Source organism: Frondihabitans sp. PhB188 (genome assembly GCF_003752365.1).
Classification (GTDB): Bacteria; Actinomycetota; Actinomycetes; order Actinomycetales; family Microbacteriaceae; genus Frondihabitans.
In genome coordinates this window covers 113,582-135,109 of sequence record NZ_RJUO01000001.1, presented here as the reverse complement: position 1 = coordinate 135,109, position 21,528 = coordinate 113,582, and the positions used below count along the sequence as shown (strand labels likewise).

The following is a 21,528-nucleotide window of genomic DNA, read 5'->3' as shown; positions in this document are numbered from 1 at the left end:
CGCCGGCAGAGCGTGCGGCGGCGGCTGCGACGGGCCACACTCGGGGCATGATCCCGAGCGCGCAGAACCCCGTCAGCCCGATGCTGGCGAAGGCCGTGGCGGCCGTGCCCGACGGGCCGGGCCTGGCGTACGAGCCGAAGTGGGACGGCTTCCGCGGGCTCGTGTACGTCGACGACGACGGCGGCGTCGAGATCGGCAGCCGGGGGTCGAAGTTCCTGACCCGGTACTTTCCCGAACTGGTCGACGCCGTCCGCGAGCAGGTCACCGGAGCGTGCGTGCTCGACGGCGAGATCGTGCTGCGCCAGGGCGACGAGGGCCACGAGACCCTCGACTGGGAGGCGCTCTCGGCCCGCATCCACCCGGCCGCGTCGCGCATCGCGAAGCTCAGCGCCGAGACGCCGGCCTCATTCATCGCCTTCGACCTCCTCGCCTGCGGCGACCTCGACCTCACCGGCGTCGCGTTCTCGGAGCGCCGCGCCGCGCTCGTCGACCTGTCGGCGTCGTTCCGGGCGCCGCTGCACCTCGGCCGCACCACGGACGACCCCGAGCTCGCCCGCAGCTGGCTCGACCAGTTCGAGGGAGCCGGCCTCGACGGCGTCGTCGCCAAGCCGCTCGACGCCGTCTACGAGCCGGGCAAGCGCCGCCTGCTCAAGATCAAGCACCACCGCACCGCCGACGTGGTCGCCGTCGGCTACCGCGTGCACGCCTCGGGCTCCGGGGTGGGCTCGCTGCTCGTCGCACTCCACGACGAGAACGGCGAGCTCAGGAACGTGGGCGGCGTCTCCGCCTTCTCGAACGCCACGCGCCTGGCCCTCGTCGACGAGCTCGCGCCCCTCGTGCTCCGCGACGACGACGGCTCGCCGGTCGCCGCTCAAGGCGAGCGCAACCGGTTCTCCAGCTCGAAGGACGTCTCGTTCGTGCCGCTCGAGCCGACGCGCGTGCTCGAGGTGCGCTACGACCAGATGGAGGGCCACCGGTTCAGGCACACGGTGCAGTTCGAGCGCTGGCGGCCCGACCGCGACGCTTCGAGCTGCACGTTCGAGCAGCTCGAGGTCCCTGCCGCGTACGACTTCGGGGCGATCGTCGTCTGAGCGACGCGTTCAGGCCGTCGGCGCGACCTTCGCCAGCCCGTCGAGGATCGTCTGCCAGTTCGACGCCGAGTGCGCGGCGGCCTCCTCCGAGTCGTTCCCGGTCTGCTCCACGGTCACGCGGCAGCCGCCGTCGACCGGCTGGATCCGGTAGCTGACCCGCTGGTAGTTCTCGGGCACGTCGGGCTTGCCCGACATCGGGCTGAAGAAGCTGGTGACGAGCCGCAGCGGCTCCGCCCGGTCGAGGACGGTGCCGTGGTCGCGGTAGCGCCTGCCCTCCCTCTCGCCGGAGTAGGTGATGGGGCTGCCGATCTCCCAGTCGCTGTCGACGACGGTGCCGAAGAAGTACTGCTTCACGAGGGCCGAATCGGTGAGTGCCTTCCAGCACTGCTCCGGGTCGGCGTCGACCACCTTCATGGCGCGTGCAACATGGTCGGTCATGGATCCTCCAGACGTGTCACGCGCAATGATGCTCTTCCCGGCGGAGAGCCGCCACAGTAACGTGTGGCCATGACAGCGACCGAGGCACCTGCGAACCACACGACGACCGTCCGCTCGACGGTGATCTCGGCGCCCGCGTCCGCGATCCTCCCCTATCTGACCGACTTCACGACCTGGGTCGACTGGTCGCCGTGGGAGAAGAGCGGCACCAAGCGCGAGTACCAGGGCCCGCAGGGCGAGGTCGGCGCGTTCTACGGCTGGGACGGCGACCGCAAGACCGGAGCGGGCCACATGACCGTCGCGAAGATCGCGCCGACCGCCGTCACCATCGACCTCGACTTCACGCGCCCCTTCACGACGTCGAGCAAGGTGCACTTCGGCCTGTTCGAGACTGACGGAGCGACCAAGGTCGTCTGGACCATGTACAGCCCCAAGAACGTGATGTCGCGCATCATGGGCCTGTTCATGAACTTCGACAAGATGATCGGCGGCGACTTCGAGACCGGGCTCGCAAAGCTCAAGGCGCTGGTCGAGAAGGGCTGACGCGGCGTCGTGCGCCGCGACCTCCGCGGGAGTAGAACGAGACCATGACTCTCGGGACGACACTCCTCCGCATCACCGTCGGCGGCTTCTTCATCGGCCACGGACTCCAGAAGCTCAACGGATCCTTCGGCGGCCCCGGCCTCGAAGGCGCCGCCGGCATGATGGAGTCGCTCGAACTCCGCCCGGCCAAGCGCAACGCGCTCCTCGCCGCGGCCACGGAGACCGCCGGGGGCGCGGCCATCGTGCTCGGCGCCGCCACCCCGCTCGCCGCGGCCGGCCTCATCGCCACCATGACGACGGCGATCCGCACCGTCCACGTGAAGAACGGCCCGTGGAACGCCGACGGCGGCTACGAGTACAACGCGACGCTCATCGCGGCGCTCGCCGCAGTGGCGTCCGGCCCCGGGCACGTCTCGTTCGACGCCTTATTCGGCAAGAAGAAGTGGGGAGTGGGCGGCACCCTGTTCGCCCTCGCCGCCGGTTTCGCCGCGTCGACGGCCGTGATCGAGATGGGGCGCAGGAACTAGCGCCCCGCGTCATCGATCCGCGCTCGGTGCGCGAGCTCCTGCCGATGAGGCACGGCCTCCCCGCGGAGCGTCACCAGCCCAGCGTGCCGGGCGCTCCCTTGAATGGCCCGACGATGCGCGATGTGATCCAGCCGCCGTAGAAGTCGCCCTCCTGCGCGGCGACCCGTTCGCCGTCGACGTCGCACGACTCCATCGCGCCGGGGTAGACGGCGACCGTGTCGCGCAGCATCTCGAAGCCCGGCCACGGCTCGCGGTAGAACCAGCCGGCGCGCGGAGCGACGACTCCCCCGGCGACGACGTCGAGGTACGCCGCCTGCCCCTTGAACTCGCAGAGGCTCCGGCCCGGGGCGGGCTGCAGCGCGCCGGGCGAGAACGCGGAGCGGGGCAGGTAGTAGACCGGCGGGTGGCTCGTCTCGAGCACGCGGAACGACGCGTCCGTCTCGGCGACCGTCTGGCCGCCGAGCCGCACGACGATGTGCTCGCCCGACGGCTCCACGCGGGGCGGGCGCGGGTAGTCCCAGACGGACTCCTGGCCGGGGCCGGGGTCGACGCGGTGCGGGGGGCGGCGGGTGGTGTGGCGCATGGGGCCATCGTGCTCCTGCTCGCCGTGTGCGCTCACACGCTCGCGAGGATCTTGCGCGTAGACGTCCTTGTCAGCGTCGCACCGACGCGCGCTCCTCCTTGTCACGCGTGCACGACGACGCGAATGTCCTTGCGAGCACACGCGCCGTCCTCGCCAAAGGAACGCGCACCGCGACTCCATCCCTGCTCGGGCCGCGCGCGCTCGCAAGGATCTTGCGCGTAGACGTCCTTGTCAGCGTCGCACCGACGCGCGCTCCTCCTTGTCACGCGTGCACGACGGCGCGAATGTCCTTGCGAAGCGACGTGGCGTCCTTGCACAAGGACCCCGCGCTACTGCGGCACGGGCCCCGACAGTGCCTCGACGACCGCGACGGCCGCCGGCCAGTACGACGCGTAGTGGTTCGCATCGGCGTTGACCTGCACCTCGTGCGCGGCCTCGGTCGGCGCGAGCGTCTTCCAGCTCGGCAGCCGCACGAGCTTGTCGAAGAAGTGGGTTGCCGCAATGTACGGGGTCATGCGGTCGGAGTACGTGCCCCACGCCCCGTTGTCGCGCTGCTGAAACAGCCCGCGACTGTCGGGCCCGACCGCGTCGCCGTGGTCGATGTTGACGAGGCTCGACTCGCCCATCGCCGTCATCACGCCGATCGCCTGGGTGCGCGTGCCGATGCCCTGAGCCCGTGCGGCGTTGATGATGTGGGCGGCGTTGATCAGGCGGTCCTGGCAGTAGCCGGCGATCGGGCCCGCAGGAACGCGGACGCTCCCGACCTGCACCGCCTTCACGGCCGGGCAGCTGACCCCGGCCGACCCCGCGTCGGCTCCGCCGGCCGTCGTGCCCGACTGTCCGCCGGCTCCGCCCGAGGCGGCCTTCGCGACGGCGTTCGCGGCGTCGCCGATACGGGTGCCGACCCCCGACGCGACGGCGGAGATGCCGATCGCCACGGCCAGGGTGACGACGAGGCCCGAGCCGATCGCGAGCGCGAACCCGAGCAGCCGCTCGGTCGGCCGCGGCGTGAGGCCGGCGCGCCGGCGGTTGCCGCGGCCGGCCGTCGAGCGACGGCGAGCCACCCGTGCCCGGCGCGGACTCCGCGTGGGCACGGCACTGCGACGGGACGACGGACGACGGGGCACCAGACGAGGCTAGGCGATGCCGCCGACAATGACCTCGTACTCGAGGACGAGACCCGGCGAGCTCGCCCTGCGCTCGCGCATTGCGTTCGCGCACAGCGCCCGCGCACTGCGTTCGCTCACAAGGACGCGTGCGCGCCCCACAAGGATTCCGCCGCCGAGGTGCAGCTCGCGCAAGGAGAACCGCGCCCGACTGCACGCCCCACGAGGACCCCTCTGCCAGCAATCCTTGCCACCGAGCGCAGCGCGCAGCGCGCAGCGCGCAGCGCGCGGCGCCAGGCCGCCGACGCCGCGATGTTCACGAGCCAGGGGCGACGAGATGCGTCGATGATGACAGACGCAGCCGACATCCGGGGTGATGATCAGACGAACGCCAGCACCACGACCGCGTTCACCGTCACGGTCGCCCAGAACGCCCACTGGAACGACGACTTGCGCGTCTTGTGCCGGAACACCTGCTGCGCGACGACGGCGCCCATCCAGCCGCCCAGCACCCCGACGACGAGCAGGTTGCGCTCGCTGATCCTCCATCGACCACGGCGCGCGGCCCGCTTGTCGACGCCGTAAACGACGAACAGCAGCACGCCGAGCGCGAGGTAGATCCACGGGGTCCCCGACGGGAACTCGCGGACGGAGGCGCGCCACAGGTATAGCGCGGCGAAGGCGGGGAGGGAGAGCCACGAGAGGAGGGAGCGCACTCGGCGATGGTACTGGGCGAGGTGCCGCACGTTCCTGCACACCAGATCACCCGGCTGACGACACAGCCCGGCACGCGGAGCTAGCCTGGACGAGTGCCCTTCCATCCGCTCGCCGACGCCGTCTCGCCGGGGATGGTGCACACCGAGACTCGCGCCCGGGTCGTCGCGCTGACGCAGCTGCGGTCCGACCTGTTCATCCGGGCGGCGTCCGCCGGCCTCAGGGTGGTGCTCGTGAGCGACGAGCAGACCCGGCTCACCGACGCCTACCGCGACCTCATGGCGATCGCCGGCGGTGCATGGGTGGTCCGCTCGGCCGAGGGGCTGCGCGACGGGATCACCGGCCGCACGCTGCCGTCGGTCGAGGCCGTGCTCGAACCACCCGCTGACGACGACGCCGTGTCGTCGCGCTACGCCACCCTCGAGCAGCCCGACCAGACGCAGTTCGTGGTGTCGGCCTCGATCCGGCACCGGGCCGAGGACGCGACCCGCCTCGGCCGTGCTGCGGAGGTGTTCGCGACCCTCGGCGGCGCCACGGCCCCGACCTGGTGGGGCACCGCCGAGCCCCTCGACGAGCCGTGGAGCAAGGACGCCGTGACGGCCGCTATCCGCGCCCGCATGCCGCACGACACCCGCGTGCTGGTCGGCGGCTCAGCCGAGCACCCTCTGGCGGCGAGCCTCCTGGGGCGACGCACCGACCGCGGCGTCGAGGAGGTCGTCACCGGCCTCGTCGGCGTCGGCGCGCCCGGGTCGAGTGCCGTGGCCCGCGCGTTCCATGCCGCTCCGAGCCTGCTGGCGTCGCTGGCCGACGAGGCCCTCCCCCTCGTCGCCTCGATCTTTGCGCGCGTGGGCAACCGCGATCTGGCGACGCGTCCTTTCGTGCGGCAGGATCCCGAGCCCGTCGCCCTCCTGATCGGCGCCCCGGCGGTGCGCGACCTCGGGCTCGACCCGGCCGGGATGGCCGACCGGTTCGGAGCCGTCCTCGCCGGCCGTCCCCGCGTGCCGGCCCTCGTCTTCCCGCTCCGCGACGATCCCGCCGACCGCACCGGCGGCTGGCCCCGCGCCGAGGCCGTCGTCGAGGCGCTCGGCCGCGATCGCCTCGAGCAGCTCACCGGCTTGCGCCTGCGCCCGAGCCCCAGCCCCAGCCCCAGCCCGAGCCCAAGCCCGATCCACGAGAGCGGCCCGATCCGAGAGGCGCACCCCGATGCCCCGTGAGTTCGTGCTGCTGACGCCCGAGATGCCCGGCGATGCGGCCTTCCGGAGCGCGGCCGACGCCATCGGGGTGCCGATCGCGCTGCACCTCGACGCCGGCGGCCTGCTGGCCCGCTTCAGCACGCCGGAGTCCGATCCGCTCGTGACCGTCCTGCACCCGCAGCGCGCCCCCGGGCCCGACGAGATCGCGCGGATCCTGCCGGGTGTCCAACCTCGGCCGGGCACCCTGGAGCACGTCTGGTGGTCCGATGTGGTCGTGCCATGGGGCGCGGCGCAGCAACTGGCCGTCCGCCTCGCCGAAGCGATCGCCTCAGCCCTCGGCGGCACCCTCGTCGACCTGGCGTCCCCGCCGATGCCGCCGTCGACCGACCCGGCCCCCTAGGCCTCCGGCGTCACTCCGAACCGCTGGGTCAGCTGCCCCCCGATGAGGTCGCCGAGCGCGTCGGAGACGTCGTCGACCAGTCGCGTCACGACGTCGGGCACCCTGCCGCCGACCCCGGCGACGGGTGCCGACCGGTCGACGTTCTCGAGTCCTGCCGGCGCCTTAGCGAGGCCCGCGGCTTCGAGGGGACGCCACACCCGCTCGAGGCCGGCGACGTCGCCTGACTCGATGCGGCTCGCGAACACGTCGCTGAACACGGCCTGCAGGAGGCTGTCGAGCCAGCCGCCCCACTCGGCACGCCTGCTCTCGGAGGCGAGCGCCGAGGCGATGTCGCGGTTCGCGTCGAGCTGCGCGGCGGTACTCGCCGACACCGCGGCGAAGAGGTCGCTCCACTCGGGTGAGCTCTCGAGCGCGGAGAGCTGATCCGGCCAGGTGACAGGCGCTGCGAGGGCGGCCGTGATGACAGGCGAGTCGAGGGCCTCGTCGGGCGCGACCACGGGGGCATCGCCGACGCCCGCGAGGGCGGCGAGCCAGGGGGGCAGGAACTCGGCCGAGCGCGGGTAGCGGCGCAGGTCTTCGCGCCAGTCGTCGTCGGTCGGCATGACGTCGTCCGGGTCGTCGGGCGGCGTGAGCAGGCCGGTGAGAGAACCACCGTACGGTCGGACGTCGTAGTTGAAGTCGTAGTGGAACCTGCCGGCCGCCTCGATGGTCACGGTCGCCGACAGCCACGTGCCTCTCTCACCGTCGACCATCGCGGCGCGAACGGCGGACCAGGCTTCGAAGACGGCGAACCCGCCCCTGACACTGTCCGTGGACGAATCAGCGCGAATGACCTCTGAACTCGCGATATTCGCCGATCCGCCCTCGACGAACTCGCTCACGAGGGTGATCCACTCACCCGGGGGAGCCGCACGGAAGAGCGTGAGGGCCAGCTCGCGTTGGGCGTCGGCGGACCTCTGGACTTCTTCGAGAGTGGGACTCACTGCTTTGCTGTCGCTTTCGTCGGTTGCACGGCTACCAGGATGGCACCGATCAGTTTCGGAAGGACCGCTGATACATCTTCCCGTCGATGTTCCACTCGACTGTGTAGCCGGTGGGAATTCGCGTCGGGTCGCCGTGCGGATAGGAGAAGTCGATCGTCACATCGACACTGTGACCGGCGTCGATCTTCTTGGCCCACGAGTCTTCCAGAGCGCGATACGCGCCGCGGTTGACCTCGGACAGCTGCGGCACGTTGTTGAGACCTTCAGCCGGGGTGTCGAAGCGAATCCCGAACGGGTGGCCCGCGTCGTAACCCGGGATCTTGCCCGGCATGACGCGCTGCTGATACGCGTTGCGAGCCGTGCCGTCCGTCACCTGGTTCGGATCGAAGTGCCCCTCAGCGTGCTGCAGCCGGCCGACGTCGTCGGTGTGGAAGACGTACTTGCCGTCGTCGACGACGTAGACCGTGTTCGGCTCGATCCTGCTGTGGTACATCTCGTGGTTCCACGCGCCGGGGCTGCCCGAGTCGAGCGTGACGACGGCCGGGTCGGTGGCGGTGGCGACGTGGTCGGGAGGCGTCTCGACGTAATCCGACGAACGGTGAGGCCCCGCGTCGTGCGGCTGACCGCCGAGGTCGCCGTCCGCGCCGTGCTGCGGGCCGTGCGGCGGGGTCTCCCCGCCGCTCGAGCCGTGGCCGGAGGCGCCGCTGCCTGAGCCGCTGCTGCCCGAGCCGCCGCTGCCCGAACCGGAGTCGGCGTGCGACGGCCCACTTGCGTGCGAGGGCTGCGATGCGTCGACGTGGCTCTGTGGGCTGGCATCGGGGCCGCGCTCGACCGTCGTCGAGCCGTGCTCGGCGGACGGCGGCCGGACCGAGTCCGCGGCGCCGGACCCGGAGGCGCCGTGCTCGGCACCCGAGGCACCGGAGCCGACGAGCGCAGGCTCGTGCTCGACGGCGCTCGGCAGCTGCTCGACGGGGGCGTCGTGCCCCGACCACACCTTCGACTGGAGGTCGTGGACCGTGTCGATCTCGGAGAGGTCGGCCACCGGCGGCACGGCGTCGTCGGCCAGGCGCACCGGCTCGATGCCCTTGAGCACCTCGGAGTCGACGCCCTTGGTGGCGGCGATGAGGTCGAGCGGCGTGCCGGCCTTGCCCACGGCCTCGGCGAACCCGCCGAGGTGCGACGCCTCGGCGCCGTGCGCCGCGGCTCCGGCTGCCTCGGCGCCGTGCGCTCCCGCGCCGACCTCGCCGGCGCCGGGGATGAAGAACGACCCGATGTTGAAGACCGACTCGCCGGCGGCCCCGCCGGGGTCGTCGATCCACGACTGCGCGATGTTGTAGCCGTCCCACGACTTCGACTCCCACCACTGGTCGGGGAGCTTCAGCCCGACGAGGCCGCCGACCGTGTCACCGAGTGCGGTGAAGTCGGCGTGGGCCTGATCCTGCATCGTGGTCTTCACCGCGTCGGGGAGGACGTCGGCGAGCGGCGACAGAGCGAGGCCGTCGATCGCCTGCTGCACCGGGTTCAACGACGCGGCCAGATGCGACAGACCCATCCAGGCACCGCCGTACGCCTGCCCGGCCCGGCTCCAGGCGTCGCCGGTCAGATCGGACCGCCCGGTCACAGCGCCGGCGATGAGCTCGGCGTACCAGGGCACGCCAGTTCCGTCGTAGCCGGTGAGGAGGGTATTGACACCCTGCACCATCTTGTAAGCACCGGTGACCACTCCCCCGACAAGGTGCGCCGGGAATCCGAGCGTCTTCTCGCCGCAGGATTCCTTTCGGCTGCCGGTCGAGCCCCAGGGGGTCGTGATGTCTTTCTCGCCCTCCCACGGCATCTTCGGCATCATCGCCTCGACCTGGTCCATGATCTCGGCGGGTGTCTGACGACCCGACGTCGAGTCGGGCGACTGGCCGGCTGCGGTCAGGATCGCGGCGGCGCACGTCTCCTGAGCGGCGATCCACTGGTCGGCGAGGTCTTTGCCGCGGCGGATGAGGTCGTTGTTCTTGTCGACCATCGCCTGGTCCTGATCCCAGGAGTCGATGGTGACCGTCGGCAGGATGCTGCCCGTGACGACGCCGCTGGCGATCACCCACGGGTCGGTGCTGACCTGGTCGTGCGCCGTGTAGTGGTTCGCCTGGTAGACGAACGTCTGCGCCTCGGCCTTGAGCGCGGCGAGCTGCTTCTGGATCGGCGTCACCGCCTCGGCGTAGGCCGAGAGGGCTGCGGCCACAGCGCCGAAGCCGTCGCCGATGACGGTCGAGGCCTGCCCCACCGGGGTCATCACGTCGTAGAGGTGCTCGGCGCCGTCCGACTGATATGACGCGGGCAGGGTCTGCCAGGCGCGGAGCGTCGCGGCACCGGCGTCGCGGATGTCGGTGCCCAGGCCGTTGAGGGTGGTCGCGTCGGCAACGACCTGCCAGGGCCGCAGCCCTTCGCCGGGGAGGGCGGCGGGGTCGATGAGGCTCACTGGGCGGCCCCGGGGCGCTGGCTCGACGGCGTCGGAGCGGATCCTGCGTCCGTGCCAGAGCCCTGCCCGTCGAAGAACGAGAAGTCGTTCGTCGTCGCGGCGTGGACGGCCATCGACTCGGAGGTCGCCGCCATCTCCTCGTCGCCGTGGTTGATCGCGATCGTCGCGGTGGCGGCACCGTCGACGGCGGCCGGGATGCGCTGCTGCACGGTCTCGGTCGACTTCGTGATCGACGAGAAGAACTCGCCGAGCGCCGACGCGATGACCTGCGACTGCGCGTTGAGCGCCGCCGACTGCACGGTGGCGTCGACCTTGCCGAGCGCGTCGTAGATGGGCGCGCTCTCAGTGGTGACGCTCGAGAGGACCGACTTCACGCCGGCCGGATCGACCTTCCAGGTCATGGTGCTCCCCCTTGCATGGAACGGCCCGGTCAGCCGATGTTGTCGACCGCGCTCTTCGCCTTCTGGAGCGTGGCCTGCGCGGTGTCGTCGTTGCTCTGGAGCGACGTGCGGAGGGTCTGGATGATCTGCTTGACCTCGGCGGCCGCGTTCTTCCAGCGGAGCTCTTTCGACTGGTATTCGTCCGACACGCCGTCGGCCTGGTAGTCGCTCATCGCGGCACGGACGTCGCCGTCGCGCTGGTCGATGAGCGCCTCGAGGCGTGCGGCGACGGTGTTGAAGTTGTCTTGAGCGCTCTGCGACGCGGCGACGTCGTAGTCGCGGCGGTCTGCCTGGTTGCCTGCCATCTGTCTCTCCCCCTCAGTGCGAGCCGCTGAAGCGCGCGGCGTCGAAGTTGACCGAGCCCTGGGCCTGGGCCTGGTCGTCGGCGAGCTGCTGGTCGCCGGTTCCGAATGCGGTGTTCATGCCGCCGATGCCGGTGAGCACGGCCGACAGCGAGGCGTTGAGCTCGTTCGCGACCTCGTCGGACTGACCCTTGAAGCGGTCGAAGGCGGCGCGCCCCTGGCCGTTGAACTTGCCTTGGAGCGGCTCGGCCGCCTGAACCAGCGCCTTGACCTGCGCTCCGAGGTCTTGCGACGCCCCGCCGGTCTTCTTGCTCAGCACTCCGAGAGTGTCTGCGCCCATTGCGAACTTCACGGTGATCCCCCATCGATCTCATCGTCGTTGCCGGCCCTGGTTGCAAGACCGCCCGCACCCCCTCAACGAGGGTCGCCAAACCATCCTGCGCCCCGATTGCGCATCATGCAACTTCACTCGCGGATTGTCCCCCGGGTTGCCGACAGCATTTCGTCCCCTGACAAAACAGGCCGTCGGGGCCGTTATCGTAGGGTATTCCACGTTGACGGCTACCAGGGGGGAGCACTCATGAGCGGCGCCCTGCTGGGTTCTCTGAGCTGCGCGCGGTGCGCGACTATCCTCCCCTCCGACGATCTCTTCTGCACCCGTTGCGGTGCCCGACAGCTGCGGTCCGCAGCAGGAGGGGCCCTCGTGCAGAGCGCCGGGCTCACCGCCGGCGTGGTCCAGGCGGTGCCCTCGCGCCGGCGTGCGGCCGATGCGGTCGACGTCGCCGCGGCGATCCTGGGCGGGGTCCTGGGCGGAGCCGCGGCCCTCGGCTCGGGCCTGGTCGTCGCCGCCCTGATCGTCGGCATCGTCGTCGTCGCCGCCGTCCAGCTCGCGTTCCTCTCTCGTACCGGCCGCACTCTCGGCCTGCGCGTGCTGAACCTCCGCCGCGTCGACAACCTGACGGCGCTTCCGTCCACTGTCCTCGGGGCCGCTGAGGCCGCTCTCGTGCCCTGGCGCCCGCGCTCCGTCCTCACGGCGGATCTCTCGCGGGGTCGCGATCCGCTGGCCCCGGTCAGCTCGGCGGCGTCGCTCGCAGAGCTCCACGTGGCCTCCGGGGCCGAGCCGAGTCCGTCCGAGCGTCCCCTCGACAGGCGGGCACAGGGCGACTCACCGCACGGGCTCTCTCCCCACGACCTCGGGGACGTCCCGCCGAGCGCCGCCGACTCGCCCCGCCGCAGCCGCCACGGGGCCCGCGCCGCGACCGCCGACGCCACCGGCACCGCGCTGGCGTCGGTCCGCCTCCTCTTCGACACCGGCGCCGAGCTCGAGCTGTCGGGGTCGCTGCTCGTCGGCCGCAACCCCGAGACCGACGCCCGCGGCACCGACGTCCACGCCCTCCCCGACCTGTCGCGGAGCCTCTCTCGCACGCACGTGCTCCTCGACTGGCGCGACGGCCTGCTGTGGGTCACCGACCTGAACACCACGAACGGCAGCGCGATCGTCGACGCCGACGGCGGCTACCGACCGCTCGTCCCGGGCCTGAAGTCGGCGGCCTCGCCCGGCTGGCGCGTCGAGATCGGCCGCCGCACCATCCAGATCCTCCCAGGAGCACCCGCATGAACAACGACGCCATCCTCCTCGAGTCGGTCAGGACGCACCGGGCGAGGCTTCGCGGCGCATTCCTGGTCGGCGAGCTCGCCGAGCGGCGCGACGTCAACGACAACGTGAAGAGGCTCATCGGCAGCGTCGTGCTCGGCGCGGTCATCTGCGCGGGCTGCGTCGGCACGTCGTTCGTGCTGAACGCCCTGGCCGACCAGAAGGCGGCGTCCTCGACGTCGACGGCGGCTCCGCAGTGACCGACTACACGCGTCTGACGATCGTCGGCTCGGCGAGACGGGCGACGATCGTGGTCCCGAGCGACGAGTCGATCGGCGCGCTGGTGCCCCGGCTGATGGAGCTCCTCGAGGAGCGCGTCGCGAGCGTCGCCCGCCCGCTGACGCTGGTTCGGCTGACCGGCGAGCAGCTCGACGCCACGATGTCGACGGCGGAGCAGGGTGTCGGCGACGGGGAGGTCCTGCGCCTCCTGCGGCTCGACGAGGCTCCGCCGCCGCCCGAGGTCAGCGACGTCACCGACACCGTGAGCGAGACCCTCGCCACGCGACCCGGACTCTGGTCGGCCGGTCACCGCACGGTGCTCGGCGCCGGCGCCATCGGAGTCCTCGCGCTCGTCGCCGGATCCGGAACCGACACCGCGCCGGTCGCCGCCGTGGCCGGCTGGGCGGTCGCCGCTGTCGCCGCTGCATCGCTCGGCCTGGCCGGCCGGGTCTCCGCCTCGCGGGTGCTGCTCGGAGCGGCGCTCGGGCTCTCCCTGCCCGCAGCCGTCTGGCTGGCCACGGGGCTCCGTTTCGGCTTCGAGGCAGGCGTGGAAGTCGTCGAGACCAAGGAGCAGTTCGTTCTCGACGCGGTGGCGTTCCCGATGGCCGCCCTGCTCGTCTTCGCCTGGCTCGCGCTGCTGCTCGGCGTCGGAGTCGGCCGTCGATCGCGCCCGGCAGCCCTCGGATCCGCCGCCGGTGCGGTCTCGGGGATCGTGGCGTCGGCGATGCTGACCGCCGGGCTCCCGCTCGGCGAGGCGGCCGCGATCCTCACGCTGCTCGCCGCCGTGGCCTGCGGTCTCGTTCCCTGGTACGCCATGAGCGCGTCGGGCCTCACCGGCCTCGACGACCAGGTCATGGCCGGGCGCCTGGCCGAACGCACGTCGGTGCTCCAGACCGTCGGCGACGCCTACCGCACCCTCACCTGGACCACCTTCGCCGTCGCCACCGCACTCGCCGCTGGCCTAACCGGGCTGGTGTGGTCGCAGGATCCCTGGCTGAACGCGCTCGCCGCCGTCGCGATCCTGGTCTCCGCCCTGCGCACGCGCGCCTTCCCCCTCGCGGCACAGGCCTGGGCGCTCTGGGTCGCCGCACTCGTCCCGATCGTCGGCTACGTCGTCTGGCACCCGGGATCGACCTGGCTGCTCGGCGCCGTCGCACTCGTCGTCGCCCTCCTCGTCATCGCCCGGCCCGCGATCCACCAGCGCGCGTCGCTCCGCCGACTCGGCAACGTCGTCGAGTCGCTCGCCGTCATCGCCCTGGTCCCGCTCGCCCTCGGTGCATTCGGCGTCTTCGGTCAGCTCCTGGGAGCGTTCTGATGCCGGCCCTCCGCAGCCTTCTCGCCGGCGCGCCCGCGGCCGTCTTCGGCTCCGCCACGGCCGGCCTCACCGAGCTCGACGGCGCCGACCGCGTCATCCGGGCGCCCCTCGCGCTCAGCCACCGGATCGCCTTCGTCCAGCTCGCCGGAGGAACCGGCACCTCGACCGCGTCGGCGGCCGTGGCGAGCCTCCTGGCGCACCGGCGGCGCGGCCCGGTGCTCGGCGTCGCGGCGTCCGGCGGCGACCGCACGCTGCTCTGGCACTCCGGCGCGACCGACGTCGAGCCGGGCGGCGAGCCCGATCCCCGTCGTCGATCACCTCGCGGGTTCGCCGACGCGTCGGCCGGTCTCGCGGTGTCGCCGGGCGGGCTGCACCTTCTCGACGTGCGGCCGGGGCCGGCGCCCATCGCCGCGACCGAGGCCGACTGGGCCCTCTCGGTCGCGCCGATCACGCGGTTCTTCGACGTCGTCTGCACCGACTGGGGCGTCCGGCGCCCCGAGCTCGACCTGGGCGGCGTCGCCGCGGGAAGCCACGCCGTGTGCCTGGTCGCCCGTGCTGACCGGTCCAGCCTCGAGCAGGCCGTCGCCGTCGGGCGCGCGCTCAGCGCCCTCGAGAGCCGGCCGCGCGTCGTCCTGGCCGCCGTCGACCTCGGCGACACCGGCGGGCGTGCCCCCGAGGCCGTGCGCTGGGAGCCCGGCACCACGATCATCCGGATCCCCTTCGATCCGGCGCGCTCCGCAGACGCACCGGCCGGGAGCGCCGAGCTGTCGACCCGGTCGCGACTCGCGACGACGCGGCTCGCCGCTCGTCTCATGCCGCCACTGGCGACACCGGCCCTCGCCGAGGAGGCGCTCCGATGACCCGCCGCCTCGTGCACCGTCCGACCCGCGTCAGCCGGCCGCTTCGCCCCGACGAGGAGGAGCCGCTCGCTCCCCCGCCGGCCCTCACCGAGGGCCCGGTCGGCGGCATCCCCCTGCAGACGCTGCTCCCCGTGGTCGGCTCGTTCTCGTCGATCATCATGATCGTCGTGCTCCGGAACGCGAACCCCGTGTTCATGGTCGTCGGAGCACTGGTGCTGGTCGTGGCACTCGTCGGCGGACTCGGGATGGCCGTGTCGCAGCGCGGCAACGCCGCCCGCACCCGCCGGACGCAGCGCGAGAGGTACCTCGACTTCCTGGAGCGCACCCGCGGCACGATGCGCCGCCGGGGCCGCGAGGTGCGCGCCAAGGCGGCGACCCTCAACCCGGAGCCCGCGGCGCTCACCGAGCTGGTGCGCGACCCCGCGCGACTGTGGGAGCGGCGCCGCAGCGACGCGGACTTCCTCGACGTCCGCCTCGGCACCGGCGACGTCCGCTGGTTCGACCTCACCCTGCCCCGCGACCAGAACCCCGTGCAGCCGTTCGACCCGATCATGCTGGCCGAGGCGGAGACCGTCGCGCGGCACTACTCGATGGTCGCCGGGATGCCGGTGACCCTCGACCTCGACCACGCGGGCCACGTGGCGATCATCGGCGACCGCGACGGCGTCGTGCGCGCCGCCCGGGCCCTGATCAGCCAGCTGGCCGCGCTGCACTCGCCCGACGACCTGCATCTGGCCGCCGCCTACCCCGCCGACGCGGCGGCCGAGTGGGACGGCTTCGACCTCCTGCCGCACGCCGTCGATGACGCGCTGAGGGATGGGCCCGTTCCTGCGCGCAGGATCGCCACCGACACGACGGCTCTGCTCCGCGTGATCGGAGGTGAGCTCGCCGACCGGGCGCAGCTCGCCGCGACGGCGAAGCGCAGCGCGGGCACGTCGGGAACCGCGCTCGGCTCGCGCCTTGTCGTGTTCGTCGACGACTACGGCCACGTCGCCAGCGGCCTGCCGGTGCCCGACGCCGACCTCGACCTCGCCGACCTGCAGGTGACGGCGGTGCACCTGCTGAGCGACCGCCTGCACGAGCCGTCGAACGTCACGGTCCGGGTGACCGTCGACGGCGACGAGGCCGTGGTGACCGACGCCCGGGTGGAGGCGAATGGCGAGGTCACGACCTCGACCGTGCGGCTCGACAGCGTGGCCCCCTCGACGTTCCAGACGCTCGCCCGCGAGCTGGCCCCGCTGCGGCTCAGCCTCACCGCTCAGGACGAAGCGGAGTCGGTCGAGGGGATCAGCGTCACCGACCTGCTCGGCATCGCCGACGTGACCCGCGTGGCCCCGGAGAACGCCTGGACGCCCCGGTCGCCCCGCGACTTCCTGCGCGTGCCGATCGGCCTGGACGACTTCGGCGCGCCCGTGCTGCTCGACCTGAAGGAGTCGGCACAGCTCGGCATGGGACCACACGGCATCTGCATCGGTGCGACCGGATCAGGCAAGAGCGAGATGCTCCGCACGCTGGTGCTCGGCCTGGGCCTGTCGCACTCCCCCGAAGACCTGAGCATGGTGCTCGTCGACTACAAGGGCGGCGCAGCATTCGCGGCCTTCGCCGGCCTGCCCCACGTCGCCGGGATCATCGACAATCTCGCCGACGACGCGGGCCTCACCGAGCGCGCCCGGGCGTCGATCGCCGGCGAGGTGGTGCGCCGCCAGAAGGTGCTGCGCGACGCCGACAGCTCGCCCTCGATCACGCACTACCGCGAGCTGCGCGAGCAGCGCCCCGAGCTCCCGCCGCTGCCGCACCTGCTGCTGGTCATCGACGAGTTCGGCGAGCTGCTGACGGCCGAGCCCGAGTTCATTGACCTGCTGATGACCATCGGCCGCATCGGGCGCTCGATCGGCGTGCACCTGCTGCTGTCGAGCCAGCGGATCGAGGCCGGCAAGCTGCGCGGCCTCGACACCTACCTGTCGTACCGGATCGGCCTCCGCACCTTCTCGGAGGCGGAGTCGACGACGATCCTCGACCGGCCCGACGCCTTCCACCTGCCCGCGATCCCCGGCTACGGCTACCTCAAGGTCGACACGTCGATCTACCGGCGGTTCCGCGCCGGCTACGTCTCGGGGCCGATCGAGCAGTCGACCAGCCCGGCCTCGGACCCCGCCGCCCGGCCCGAGCCGCTGGTCCTGCCCGCCTACAACACGCTGGCCTCGGCCGACGCGACCGGCGACGAGCCGGAGGCCGAGCTCGAGCGACCATCCGTCGGCCGCGCCCTCGTCGACGAGGCCGTCGACCGGCTCCGTGTCGCCGGACGCACGGTCAGCCCGGTCTGGCTCCCGCCGCTCCCGGACCGGCTCGCCCTGTCGCGCGTGGTCCAGGGGCGACGCGAGCTCGACGAGGCCCTCCGGATCCCGCTCGGCCTCGTCGACGACCCGGCCAGCCAGTCGCAGGGCTCGTGGGTGCTCGACCTCACCCGCTCCGGCGGCCACGCGGCCGTCATCGGCGCCCCGCAGACCGGCCGCTCGACGCTGCTGCGGTCGGTCGCCGCCGCCACGGCGCTCACGACGACGCCCCGCCAGGTGGCGGTCTACGGCCTCGACCTCTCGGGCGGCGGCCTGGCGCGCATCGAGGGGTTCCCGCACGTCGGCGGCGTCGCCACGCGCTCCGACCCCGACCGCGTGCTGCGCCTCCTCGAAGAGCTGCACCTGATGCTCACGCAGCGCGAGCGGGTGTTCCGCGAGAACGGCATCGACTCGCTGCCGGCGCTCCGTGCCCGGCACGCCGCAGGAGGACTGCCCGAGCTGCCGTCCGCCGACGTGATCCTGCTGGTCGACGGCTACGGCGCCGTGCGCGACGAGTTCGAGCGCTTCGACCAGCCGCTCGCCGAGCTGCTCCAGCGCGGGTCGAGCTTCGGCATCCACGTCGTCCTGTCGCTCACCCGCTGGAACGAGGTGCGGATGAACCTCCAGCCCCTGATCGGCACCCGCCTCGAGCTCCGCCTCAACGACGCAGCCGACTCGGTCATCGACCGCAAGCTCGCGCAGACGATCCAGCCGTCGCAGAAGGGCCGCATGATCACGGAGGAGCGCCGCTTCGCGCAGATCGCCCTGCCGGTGCTCGACGACGTCGACGACGACGGCGTGCCCGAGGCGATGGCGCAGCTCGCCGCTCGCGCGAGCGCCAGCTGGAACGGCCCCGCCGCGGCCCCGATCCGCCTGCTGCCGACCGACTACACGCCCTCCGAGCTGCCCGACGTCTTCGACGAGCCCGACCGGATCCCGTTCGGCCTCCGCCAGGACACCATGCAGCCCGCCGTCCTCGACCTGCAGCACACCGACCAGCACCTCACCGTCTTCGGAGACGGCGGCTCGGGCAAGACGACCCTGCTGCGCGGCCTGATCGAGGGGCTCGTCGAGCGCTACACGGCCGACGAGCTCGTGATAGCCGTGATGGACGCCCGCGGCACCCTCGCCGACGTCACCCCCGACGACTACCTCGGCGGCTACGCGTCGTCCGCGCTCGAGGCCCGCCAGCTGACGACCGCGATCGCGCAGGAACTCGACAGCCGTGGCGCGTCACCCGACCGATCGAAAGGACCCCGCATCGTCGTGGTCGCCGACGACTTCGACATCCTCGCCTCGGGCGGCACCGAGCCGCTGCGGCCCCTCCTCCCGTACCTCCCGTCGGCGCGCGACCTGCGCCTCAACGTCCTCCTCGCGAGGCCGGTCGCCGGCCTCCAGCGCGCCCTCTTCGACACGTCGCTCCAGTCGATCCGCGACACCGGCGGCTCCACCTTCCTCATGTCGGGCGAGCGCGCCGAGGGGCAGATCCTGCCGCGGCTGTATGCCGAGCAGATGGTCGCCGGGCGCGGCCGCCTCGTGCGGCGCGGCGAGCGGCCGTTCGTGGCGCAGGTGGCGCACTTCGGGGCCGGGGTCGTGTCCGCCGACGGGGCTGCCGATGTCTGACTTCGAGCGGCGCCGCGAGACCCGCGGGGTCCGGGTCGTGCTCGCCGGGACCGCCGGCGGCACCGGCACGACCACGCTGGCCGCGCTCGTCTTCGAGAGCCTCCGGCACTCGCTCGAGGGTGCGCCGGTGCTCTACGACCACTCCGGCGGCGACCTGGGCGCCCGGCTGACCAACGGCGACGACGTCGCGCAGCTCGACGACTCGCTCGCGCTGCACGACATCGGGCCGCACGCGTTCACCGGAGGAATCGACGCCCTCGAGGCGCCCCACGACCTCCTGGTCGCCGTGACAGCCGCGTCGCCCGCCGGCCTGTCGCTCGCCGAGCGGCTGCTCTCGACCGCGGCCGACCGGTTCGGCGCCGCCGGGACCTCGCGCCTCGTCGTCGTCGCCAACGGGGCCGCGGGGCGCTCGCGCATCGGCCGAACCGCCGAGGTTCTGCGCGACCGGTTCGGACAGGGTGCCGTGGTGCTGTTCCCGCGCGACGAGGCCCTCGCGATCGGCGGCCGGATCCCGCTCACGCGTCTGGGGATGCCTGCCCGCCGCGGCCAGGCCGCGCTGGCGCAGCGATCCGGCGAGCTGCTTGCGATGCACCGTCGGGCCCGCTGACCCGCACACTCTGCGCCGCGGAGCAGGACCTCAGCCGAAGACCGGCGACGGCGCCGGGATCCGCACGGGCGGCCGCGCGGCGAGGCGCTTCTTGACGCCTGCCCAGATCTTCTTGCGGCGGCCCTTGAACCAGTCGTCGTCGTCCTTGTGGTTCTTGATCTCCTGGTACGCGAGATACACCGACATGGCGAGGCTCAGCACCGAGAGCTGCTGTCCGTCGAGCAGTCCGACGACGCCCTGCGCCGCGAAGCCCACGACGACTGCCCAGCTCAGGATCCGGCGCTGCGTCAGAGCGACGTAGCGCTCGCGAGAGCCCTTCACCGTCCTGCGGACCCGCCCCGTGAGGGCGGTCTCGGCGAGGATCACAGCGAAGAGGACCATCGAGATGCTGTAGCTGACGGTTTCCATTGCATGCCTTCTGTCTCGGTCCATTGTCGACCCGAACCCTTGTCGTCCGCTACGAGTGCTCGGCGGTCGCCCTCATGAGGTGAGGTCGCCGGCGGCGGCCCGCGCCCGGAACGCCACCATGTTCATCCGGTTGCCGCACCGCACGCTGCAGAACCGCTTCGACCCGTTGCGCGAGAGGTCGACCAGCACGCCGTCGCAGTCGAAGGCCTCGCAGGTGCGCAGGCGCCCCATCTCGTCGCTGCGGAGCACGTCGACGAGCGCGAGCGCGGCCTCGACGCGGATGCGGTCGGCGAGCGGCGCCGTGAGGTCGGTCGCGTGCAGGTGCCAGTCCAGAGCGTCGTGCCGGACGAGCTGCGGCAGGGCGCCGACCTCGCGCAGCATGAGGTTGACCTCGGCGACGGCGGCATCGCGGTCCATCACAAAGACCCCGCGCAGGCGGTCGCGCGCGTCGAGCACGGCGACGAGCTCGGCCTCGTCGCGATCGAACCGCCCGGAGTACCCGAACGCATCGAGCAGCGCCGTCAGCTCGGACGGCGTCGCGATCTCGTCGACGCCCGATCTCGACGCCGTGGGCACCGTGTTCGACAGGGCCACGACGAACTCGAGGGCCTCGTCGGTGTCAGGGGCAAAATGCAAGTTGACTCCTTACTCAGAGCCACACTAACGTCTCGATCAGAAGCACGACAACCTCTCATCTCCGACTCGCGCACACGCCTCGATCAAGGACCGCCCATGCCCCGCTCGTCCACCACCACCGGCCTCGTCATCGCCGTCGTCGCCGCGTTCACCTTCGGCATGTCGGGCGCGTTCGTGAAGCCGATGCTCGAGGCCGGCTGGAGCCCGGCGGCGGCGGTCACCGTGCGCGCCCTGGTCGGCGGGATCGTGCTCGCACCCGTCGCCGCGATCAGCCTCCGCGGCCGCTGGAGCGCGCTGTGGCGCGGCCGCTGGCGCGTGCTTGCCATGGCGGTCATCGGCGTGGCGGGGTGCCAGCTGGCGTACTTCGCGGCAATCGAGCGGGTTCCGGTCGGCACCGCGATCCTGCTGGAGTACATGGCTCCGCTTCTGCTCGTCGGGCTGGTGTGGGTCCGCACGCGGCGCCGCCCCGAGACCGTGGTGATCGTGGGCAGCGTCGTCGCCGTGGCGGGCCTCGTGCTCGTCGTCGCACCGGCCTCGGGCGTGCACCTCGACGCTCTCGGCCTGTTCTTCGGCGTGCTGGCCATGGTCGGCTGCGCGATCTACTACGTGGTGGCGGCGGCTCCGGCCGACGGGCTGCCCTCCGTCGCCCTCGCCGCCGGAGGCCTCCTGATCGGCGGACTCGTGCTCGGCGCCCTCGGCCTCGTCGGCGCGCTGCCGTTCACGGCGAGCTTCGCGCCCGTCACCGTGCTGGGATCGACCGTCGACTGGTGGGTGCCCGTCCTGATCGTCGGGCTCGTCGCCACCGCTATCGCCTACACGGCCAACATCACGGCCAGCGAGATGCTCGGGGCGCGCCTCGCGTCGTTCGCCGGCCTGCTCGAGGTCGTCGCGGCGACCCTGTACGCCTGGGTGCTGCTCGGCGAAGACCTGACGGTGCCGCAGCTGCTCGGCGGCGTCCTGATCCTGGCCGGCATCGCCTTCGTCCGCTCGGCCAGGGGCGACGCCTCGAGGCGCATCCCGACCGGGCCCGCGGCTCCGGCCATCGACCCGACTCCGACGGGGCCGCTCACCCTCGTCTAGCCCCAC

Annotated in this window: 23 protein-coding genes; 12 read left to right on the top strand and 11 right to left on the bottom strand. The window is 72.4% G+C overall.

Annotated features, from left to right (window positions below; all coding sequences use genetic code 11):
* Window positions 1–47: 47 nt before the first annotated feature.
* Entirely contained in the window at window positions 48–1,091 is a 1,044-nt protein-coding gene (locus EDF46_RS00630) for an ATP-dependent DNA ligase (protein WP_123504360.1), read from the top strand.
* Between the two features lie 9 nt (window positions 1,092–1,100).
* Here EDF46_RS00630 and EDF46_RS00625 read toward each other — a convergent pair whose 3' ends face one another.
* Window positions 1,101–1,529, bottom strand: a complete 429-nt coding sequence (locus EDF46_RS00625; RefSeq protein WP_123504359.1) for an SRPBCC domain-containing protein — start codon at window positions 1,527–1,529, stop codon at window positions 1,101–1,103.
* Between the two features lie 69 nt (window positions 1,530–1,598).
* On the opposite strand from EDF46_RS00625, the gene EDF46_RS00620 reads away from it, so the two are divergent.
* Both EDF46_RS00620 and EDF46_RS00615 read left to right on the top strand, forming a co-directional pair.
* Window positions 1,599–2,072 (top strand): SRPBCC family protein, encoded by a 474-nt coding sequence (locus EDF46_RS00620; RefSeq protein WP_123504358.1) that lies wholly within the window; start codon window positions 1,599–1,601, stop codon window positions 2,070–2,072.
* Window positions 2,073–2,116: 44 nt separating this feature from the next.
* Entirely contained in the window at window positions 2,117–2,599 is a 483-nt protein-coding gene (locus EDF46_RS00615; protein ID WP_123504357.1) for a DoxX family protein, read from the top strand.
* Window positions 2,600–2,669: 70 nt separating this feature from the next.
* Here EDF46_RS00615 and EDF46_RS00610 read toward each other — a convergent pair whose 3' ends face one another.
* From EDF46_RS00610 to EDF46_RS00600, 3 genes are all read right to left on the bottom strand, one after another.
* A complete protein-coding gene (locus EDF46_RS00610) occupies window positions 2,670–3,182 on the bottom strand; it encodes a DUF427 domain-containing protein (RefSeq protein ID WP_123504356.1) in 513 nt (170 codons plus the stop codon).
* A gap of 329 nt (window positions 3,183–3,511) precedes the next feature.
* Window positions 3,512–4,309 (bottom strand): hypothetical protein, encoded by a 798-nt coding sequence (locus EDF46_RS00605; protein ID WP_148061108.1) that lies wholly within the window; start codon window positions 4,307–4,309, stop codon window positions 3,512–3,514.
* Window positions 4,310–4,668: 359 nt separating this feature from the next.
* Entirely contained in the window at window positions 4,669–5,004 is a 336-nt protein-coding gene (locus EDF46_RS00600) for a DUF1294 domain-containing protein (RefSeq protein WP_233579730.1), read from the bottom strand.
* 93 nt (window positions 5,005–5,097) lie between these two features.
* Between EDF46_RS00600 and EDF46_RS00595 the strand changes: the two genes are divergently transcribed.
* Both EDF46_RS00595 and EDF46_RS00590 read left to right on the top strand, forming a co-directional pair.
* Window positions 5,098–6,216, top strand: coding sequence for a DUF6177 family protein (locus EDF46_RS00595; protein ID WP_148061107.1), 1,119 nt, complete (start codon window positions 5,098–5,100; stop codon window positions 6,214–6,216).
* Window positions 6,206–6,595: a hypothetical protein gene (locus tag EDF46_RS00590; RefSeq protein ID WP_123504352.1), complete on the top strand. Its 390-nt coding sequence runs from the start codon at window positions 6,206–6,208 to the stop codon at window positions 6,593–6,595. Before EDF46_RS00595 ends, EDF46_RS00590 begins: the two co-directional genes overlap by 11 nt.
* Here the strand turns inward: EDF46_RS00590 and EDF46_RS00585 are convergent.
* Genes EDF46_RS00585 through EDF46_RS00565 form a run of 5 tightly spaced genes read right to left on the bottom strand, consistent with a single transcriptional unit; the run spans window position 6,592 to window position 11,127 of the window.
* On the bottom strand, window positions 6,592–7,578 hold the full coding sequence (locus EDF46_RS00585) for a hypothetical protein (protein ID WP_123504351.1): 987 nt from the start codon (window positions 7,576–7,578) through the stop codon (window positions 6,592–6,594). The genes EDF46_RS00590 and EDF46_RS00585 overlap by 4 nt on opposite strands.
* 49 nt (window positions 7,579–7,627) lie before the next feature.
* Window positions 7,628–10,045, bottom strand: a complete 2,418-nt coding sequence (locus tag EDF46_RS00580; protein WP_123504350.1) for a DNA/RNA non-specific endonuclease — start codon at window positions 10,043–10,045, stop codon at window positions 7,628–7,630.
* Complete coding sequence (locus EDF46_RS00575) at window positions 10,042–10,446, bottom strand: DUF6507 family protein (RefSeq protein WP_123504349.1); 405 nt, start codon at window positions 10,444–10,446, stop codon at window positions 10,042–10,044. Before EDF46_RS00575 ends, EDF46_RS00580 begins: the two co-directional genes overlap by 4 nt.
* Window positions 10,447–10,475: 29 nt before the next feature.
* On the bottom strand, window positions 10,476–10,790 hold the full coding sequence (locus EDF46_RS00570) for a pore-forming ESAT-6 family protein (RefSeq protein ID WP_123504348.1): 315 nt from the start codon (window positions 10,788–10,790) through the stop codon (window positions 10,476–10,478).
* A gap of 13 nt (window positions 10,791–10,803) precedes the next feature.
* The gene (locus EDF46_RS00565; protein ID WP_199738167.1) at window positions 10,804–11,127 is read right to left on the bottom strand and encodes a hypothetical protein; all 324 of its coding nucleotides are present in this window, start codon (window positions 11,125–11,127) and stop codon (window positions 10,804–10,806) included.
* A gap of 240 nt (window positions 11,128–11,367) precedes the next feature.
* Here EDF46_RS00565 and EDF46_RS00560 point away from each other — a divergent pair, with 240 nt between their 5' ends.
* The 6 genes from EDF46_RS00560 to EDF46_RS00535 are packed head-to-tail and all read left to right on the top strand — an operon-like array spanning window position 11,368 to window position 19,398.
* On the top strand, window positions 11,368–12,405 hold the full coding sequence (locus EDF46_RS00560; protein WP_158614122.1) for an FHA domain-containing protein: 1,038 nt from the start codon (window positions 11,368–11,370) through the stop codon (window positions 12,403–12,405).
* Window positions 12,402–12,641 carry a hypothetical protein gene (locus EDF46_RS00555; RefSeq protein WP_123504345.1) on the top strand — a complete coding sequence of 80 codons (240 nt, stop codon included), beginning with the start codon at window positions 12,402–12,404 and terminating at the stop codon, window positions 12,639–12,641. Before EDF46_RS00560 ends, EDF46_RS00555 begins: the two co-directional genes overlap by 4 nt.
* Window positions 12,638–13,975, top strand: a complete 1,338-nt coding sequence (locus tag EDF46_RS00550; RefSeq protein WP_123504344.1) for an EsaB/YukD family protein — start codon at window positions 12,638–12,640, stop codon at window positions 13,973–13,975. The genes EDF46_RS00555 and EDF46_RS00550 overlap by 4 nt, the downstream gene beginning before the upstream one ends.
* Window positions 13,975–14,835 (top strand): hypothetical protein, encoded by an 861-nt coding sequence (locus EDF46_RS00545; RefSeq protein ID WP_123504343.1) that lies wholly within the window; start codon window positions 13,975–13,977, stop codon window positions 14,833–14,835. The genes EDF46_RS00550 and EDF46_RS00545 overlap by 1 nt, the downstream gene beginning before the upstream one ends.
* Window positions 14,832–18,791, top strand: coding sequence for a type VII secretion protein EccCa (gene eccCa, locus EDF46_RS00540; protein WP_123504342.1), 3,960 nt, complete (start codon window positions 14,832–14,834; stop codon window positions 18,789–18,791). The genes EDF46_RS00545 and eccCa overlap by 4 nt, the downstream gene beginning before the upstream one ends.
* Window positions 18,784–19,398 carry a hypothetical protein gene (locus EDF46_RS00535; protein ID WP_123504341.1) on the top strand — a complete coding sequence of 205 codons (615 nt, stop codon included), beginning with the start codon at window positions 18,784–18,786 and terminating at the stop codon, window positions 19,396–19,398. Before eccCa ends, EDF46_RS00535 begins: the two co-directional genes overlap by 8 nt.
* A 30-nt stretch (window positions 19,399–19,428) precedes the next feature.
* Here the strand turns inward: EDF46_RS00535 and EDF46_RS00530 are convergent, their stop codons facing one another.
* Both EDF46_RS00530 and EDF46_RS00525 read right to left on the bottom strand, forming a co-directional pair.
* Window positions 19,429–19,806 (bottom strand): hypothetical protein, encoded by a 378-nt coding sequence (locus EDF46_RS00530; RefSeq protein WP_123504340.1) that lies wholly within the window; start codon window positions 19,804–19,806, stop codon window positions 19,429–19,431.
* Between the two features lie 72 nt (window positions 19,807–19,878).
* A complete protein-coding gene (locus tag EDF46_RS00525) occupies window positions 19,879–20,442 on the bottom strand; it encodes a CGNR zinc finger domain-containing protein (protein ID WP_123504339.1) in 564 nt (187 codons plus the stop codon).
* Window positions 20,443–20,538: 96 nt separating this feature from the next.
* Between EDF46_RS00525 and EDF46_RS00520 the strand changes: the two genes are divergently transcribed.
* A complete protein-coding gene (locus EDF46_RS00520; RefSeq protein WP_123504338.1) occupies window positions 20,539–21,522 on the top strand; it encodes a DMT family transporter in 984 nt (327 codons plus the stop codon).
* Window positions 21,523–21,528 lie beyond the last annotated feature (6 nt).

Coding starts and splice junctions, on each gene's coding strand:
- EDF46_RS00630 (WP_123504360.1), top strand. CDS start 48: ATGATCCCGAGCGCGCAGAACCCCGTCAGCCCGATGCTGGCGAAGGCC.
- EDF46_RS00625 (WP_123504359.1), bottom strand. CDS start 1,529: ATGACCGACCATGTTGCACGCGCCATGAAGGTGGTCGACGCCGACCCG.
- EDF46_RS00620 (WP_123504358.1), top strand. CDS start 1,599: ATGACAGCGACCGAGGCACCTGCGAACCACACGACGACCGTCCGCTCG.
- EDF46_RS00615 (WP_123504357.1), top strand. CDS start 2,117: ATGACTCTCGGGACGACACTCCTCCGCATCACCGTCGGCGGCTTCTTC.
- EDF46_RS00610 (WP_123504356.1), bottom strand. CDS start 3,182: ATGCGCCACACCACCCGCCGCCCCCCGCACCGCGTCGACCCCGGCCCC.
- EDF46_RS00590 (WP_123504352.1), top strand. CDS start 6,206: ATGCCCCGTGAGTTCGTGCTGCTGACGCCCGAGATGCCCGGCGATGCG.
- EDF46_RS00575 (WP_123504349.1), bottom strand. CDS start 10,446: ATGACCTGGAAGGTCGATCCGGCCGGCGTGAAGTCGGTCCTCTCGAGC.
- EDF46_RS00570 (WP_123504348.1), bottom strand. CDS start 10,790: ATGGCAGGCAACCAGGCAGACCGCCGCGACTACGACGTCGCCGCGTCG.
- EDF46_RS00565 (WP_199738167.1), bottom strand. CDS start 11,127: ATGGGCGCAGACACTCTCGGAGTGCTGAGCAAGAAGACCGGCGGGGCG.
- EDF46_RS00560 (WP_158614122.1), top strand. CDS start 11,368: ATGAGCGGCGCCCTGCTGGGTTCTCTGAGCTGCGCGCGGTGCGCGACT.
- EDF46_RS00555 (WP_123504345.1), top strand. CDS start 12,402: ATGAACAACGACGCCATCCTCCTCGAGTCGGTCAGGACGCACCGGGCG.
- EDF46_RS00545 (WP_123504343.1), top strand. CDS start 13,975: ATGCCGGCCCTCCGCAGCCTTCTCGCCGGCGCGCCCGCGGCCGTCTTC.
- eccCa (WP_123504342.1), top strand. CDS start 14,832: ATGACCCGCCGCCTCGTGCACCGTCCGACCCGCGTCAGCCGGCCGCTT.
- EDF46_RS00535 (WP_123504341.1), top strand. CDS start 18,784: ATGTCTGACTTCGAGCGGCGCCGCGAGACCCGCGGGGTCCGGGTCGTG.
- EDF46_RS00530 (WP_123504340.1), bottom strand. CDS start 19,806: ATGGAAACCGTCAGCTACAGCATCTCGATGGTCCTCTTCGCTGTGATC.
- EDF46_RS00520 (WP_123504338.1), top strand. CDS start 20,539: ATGCCCCGCTCGTCCACCACCACCGGCCTCGTCATCGCCGTCGTCGCC.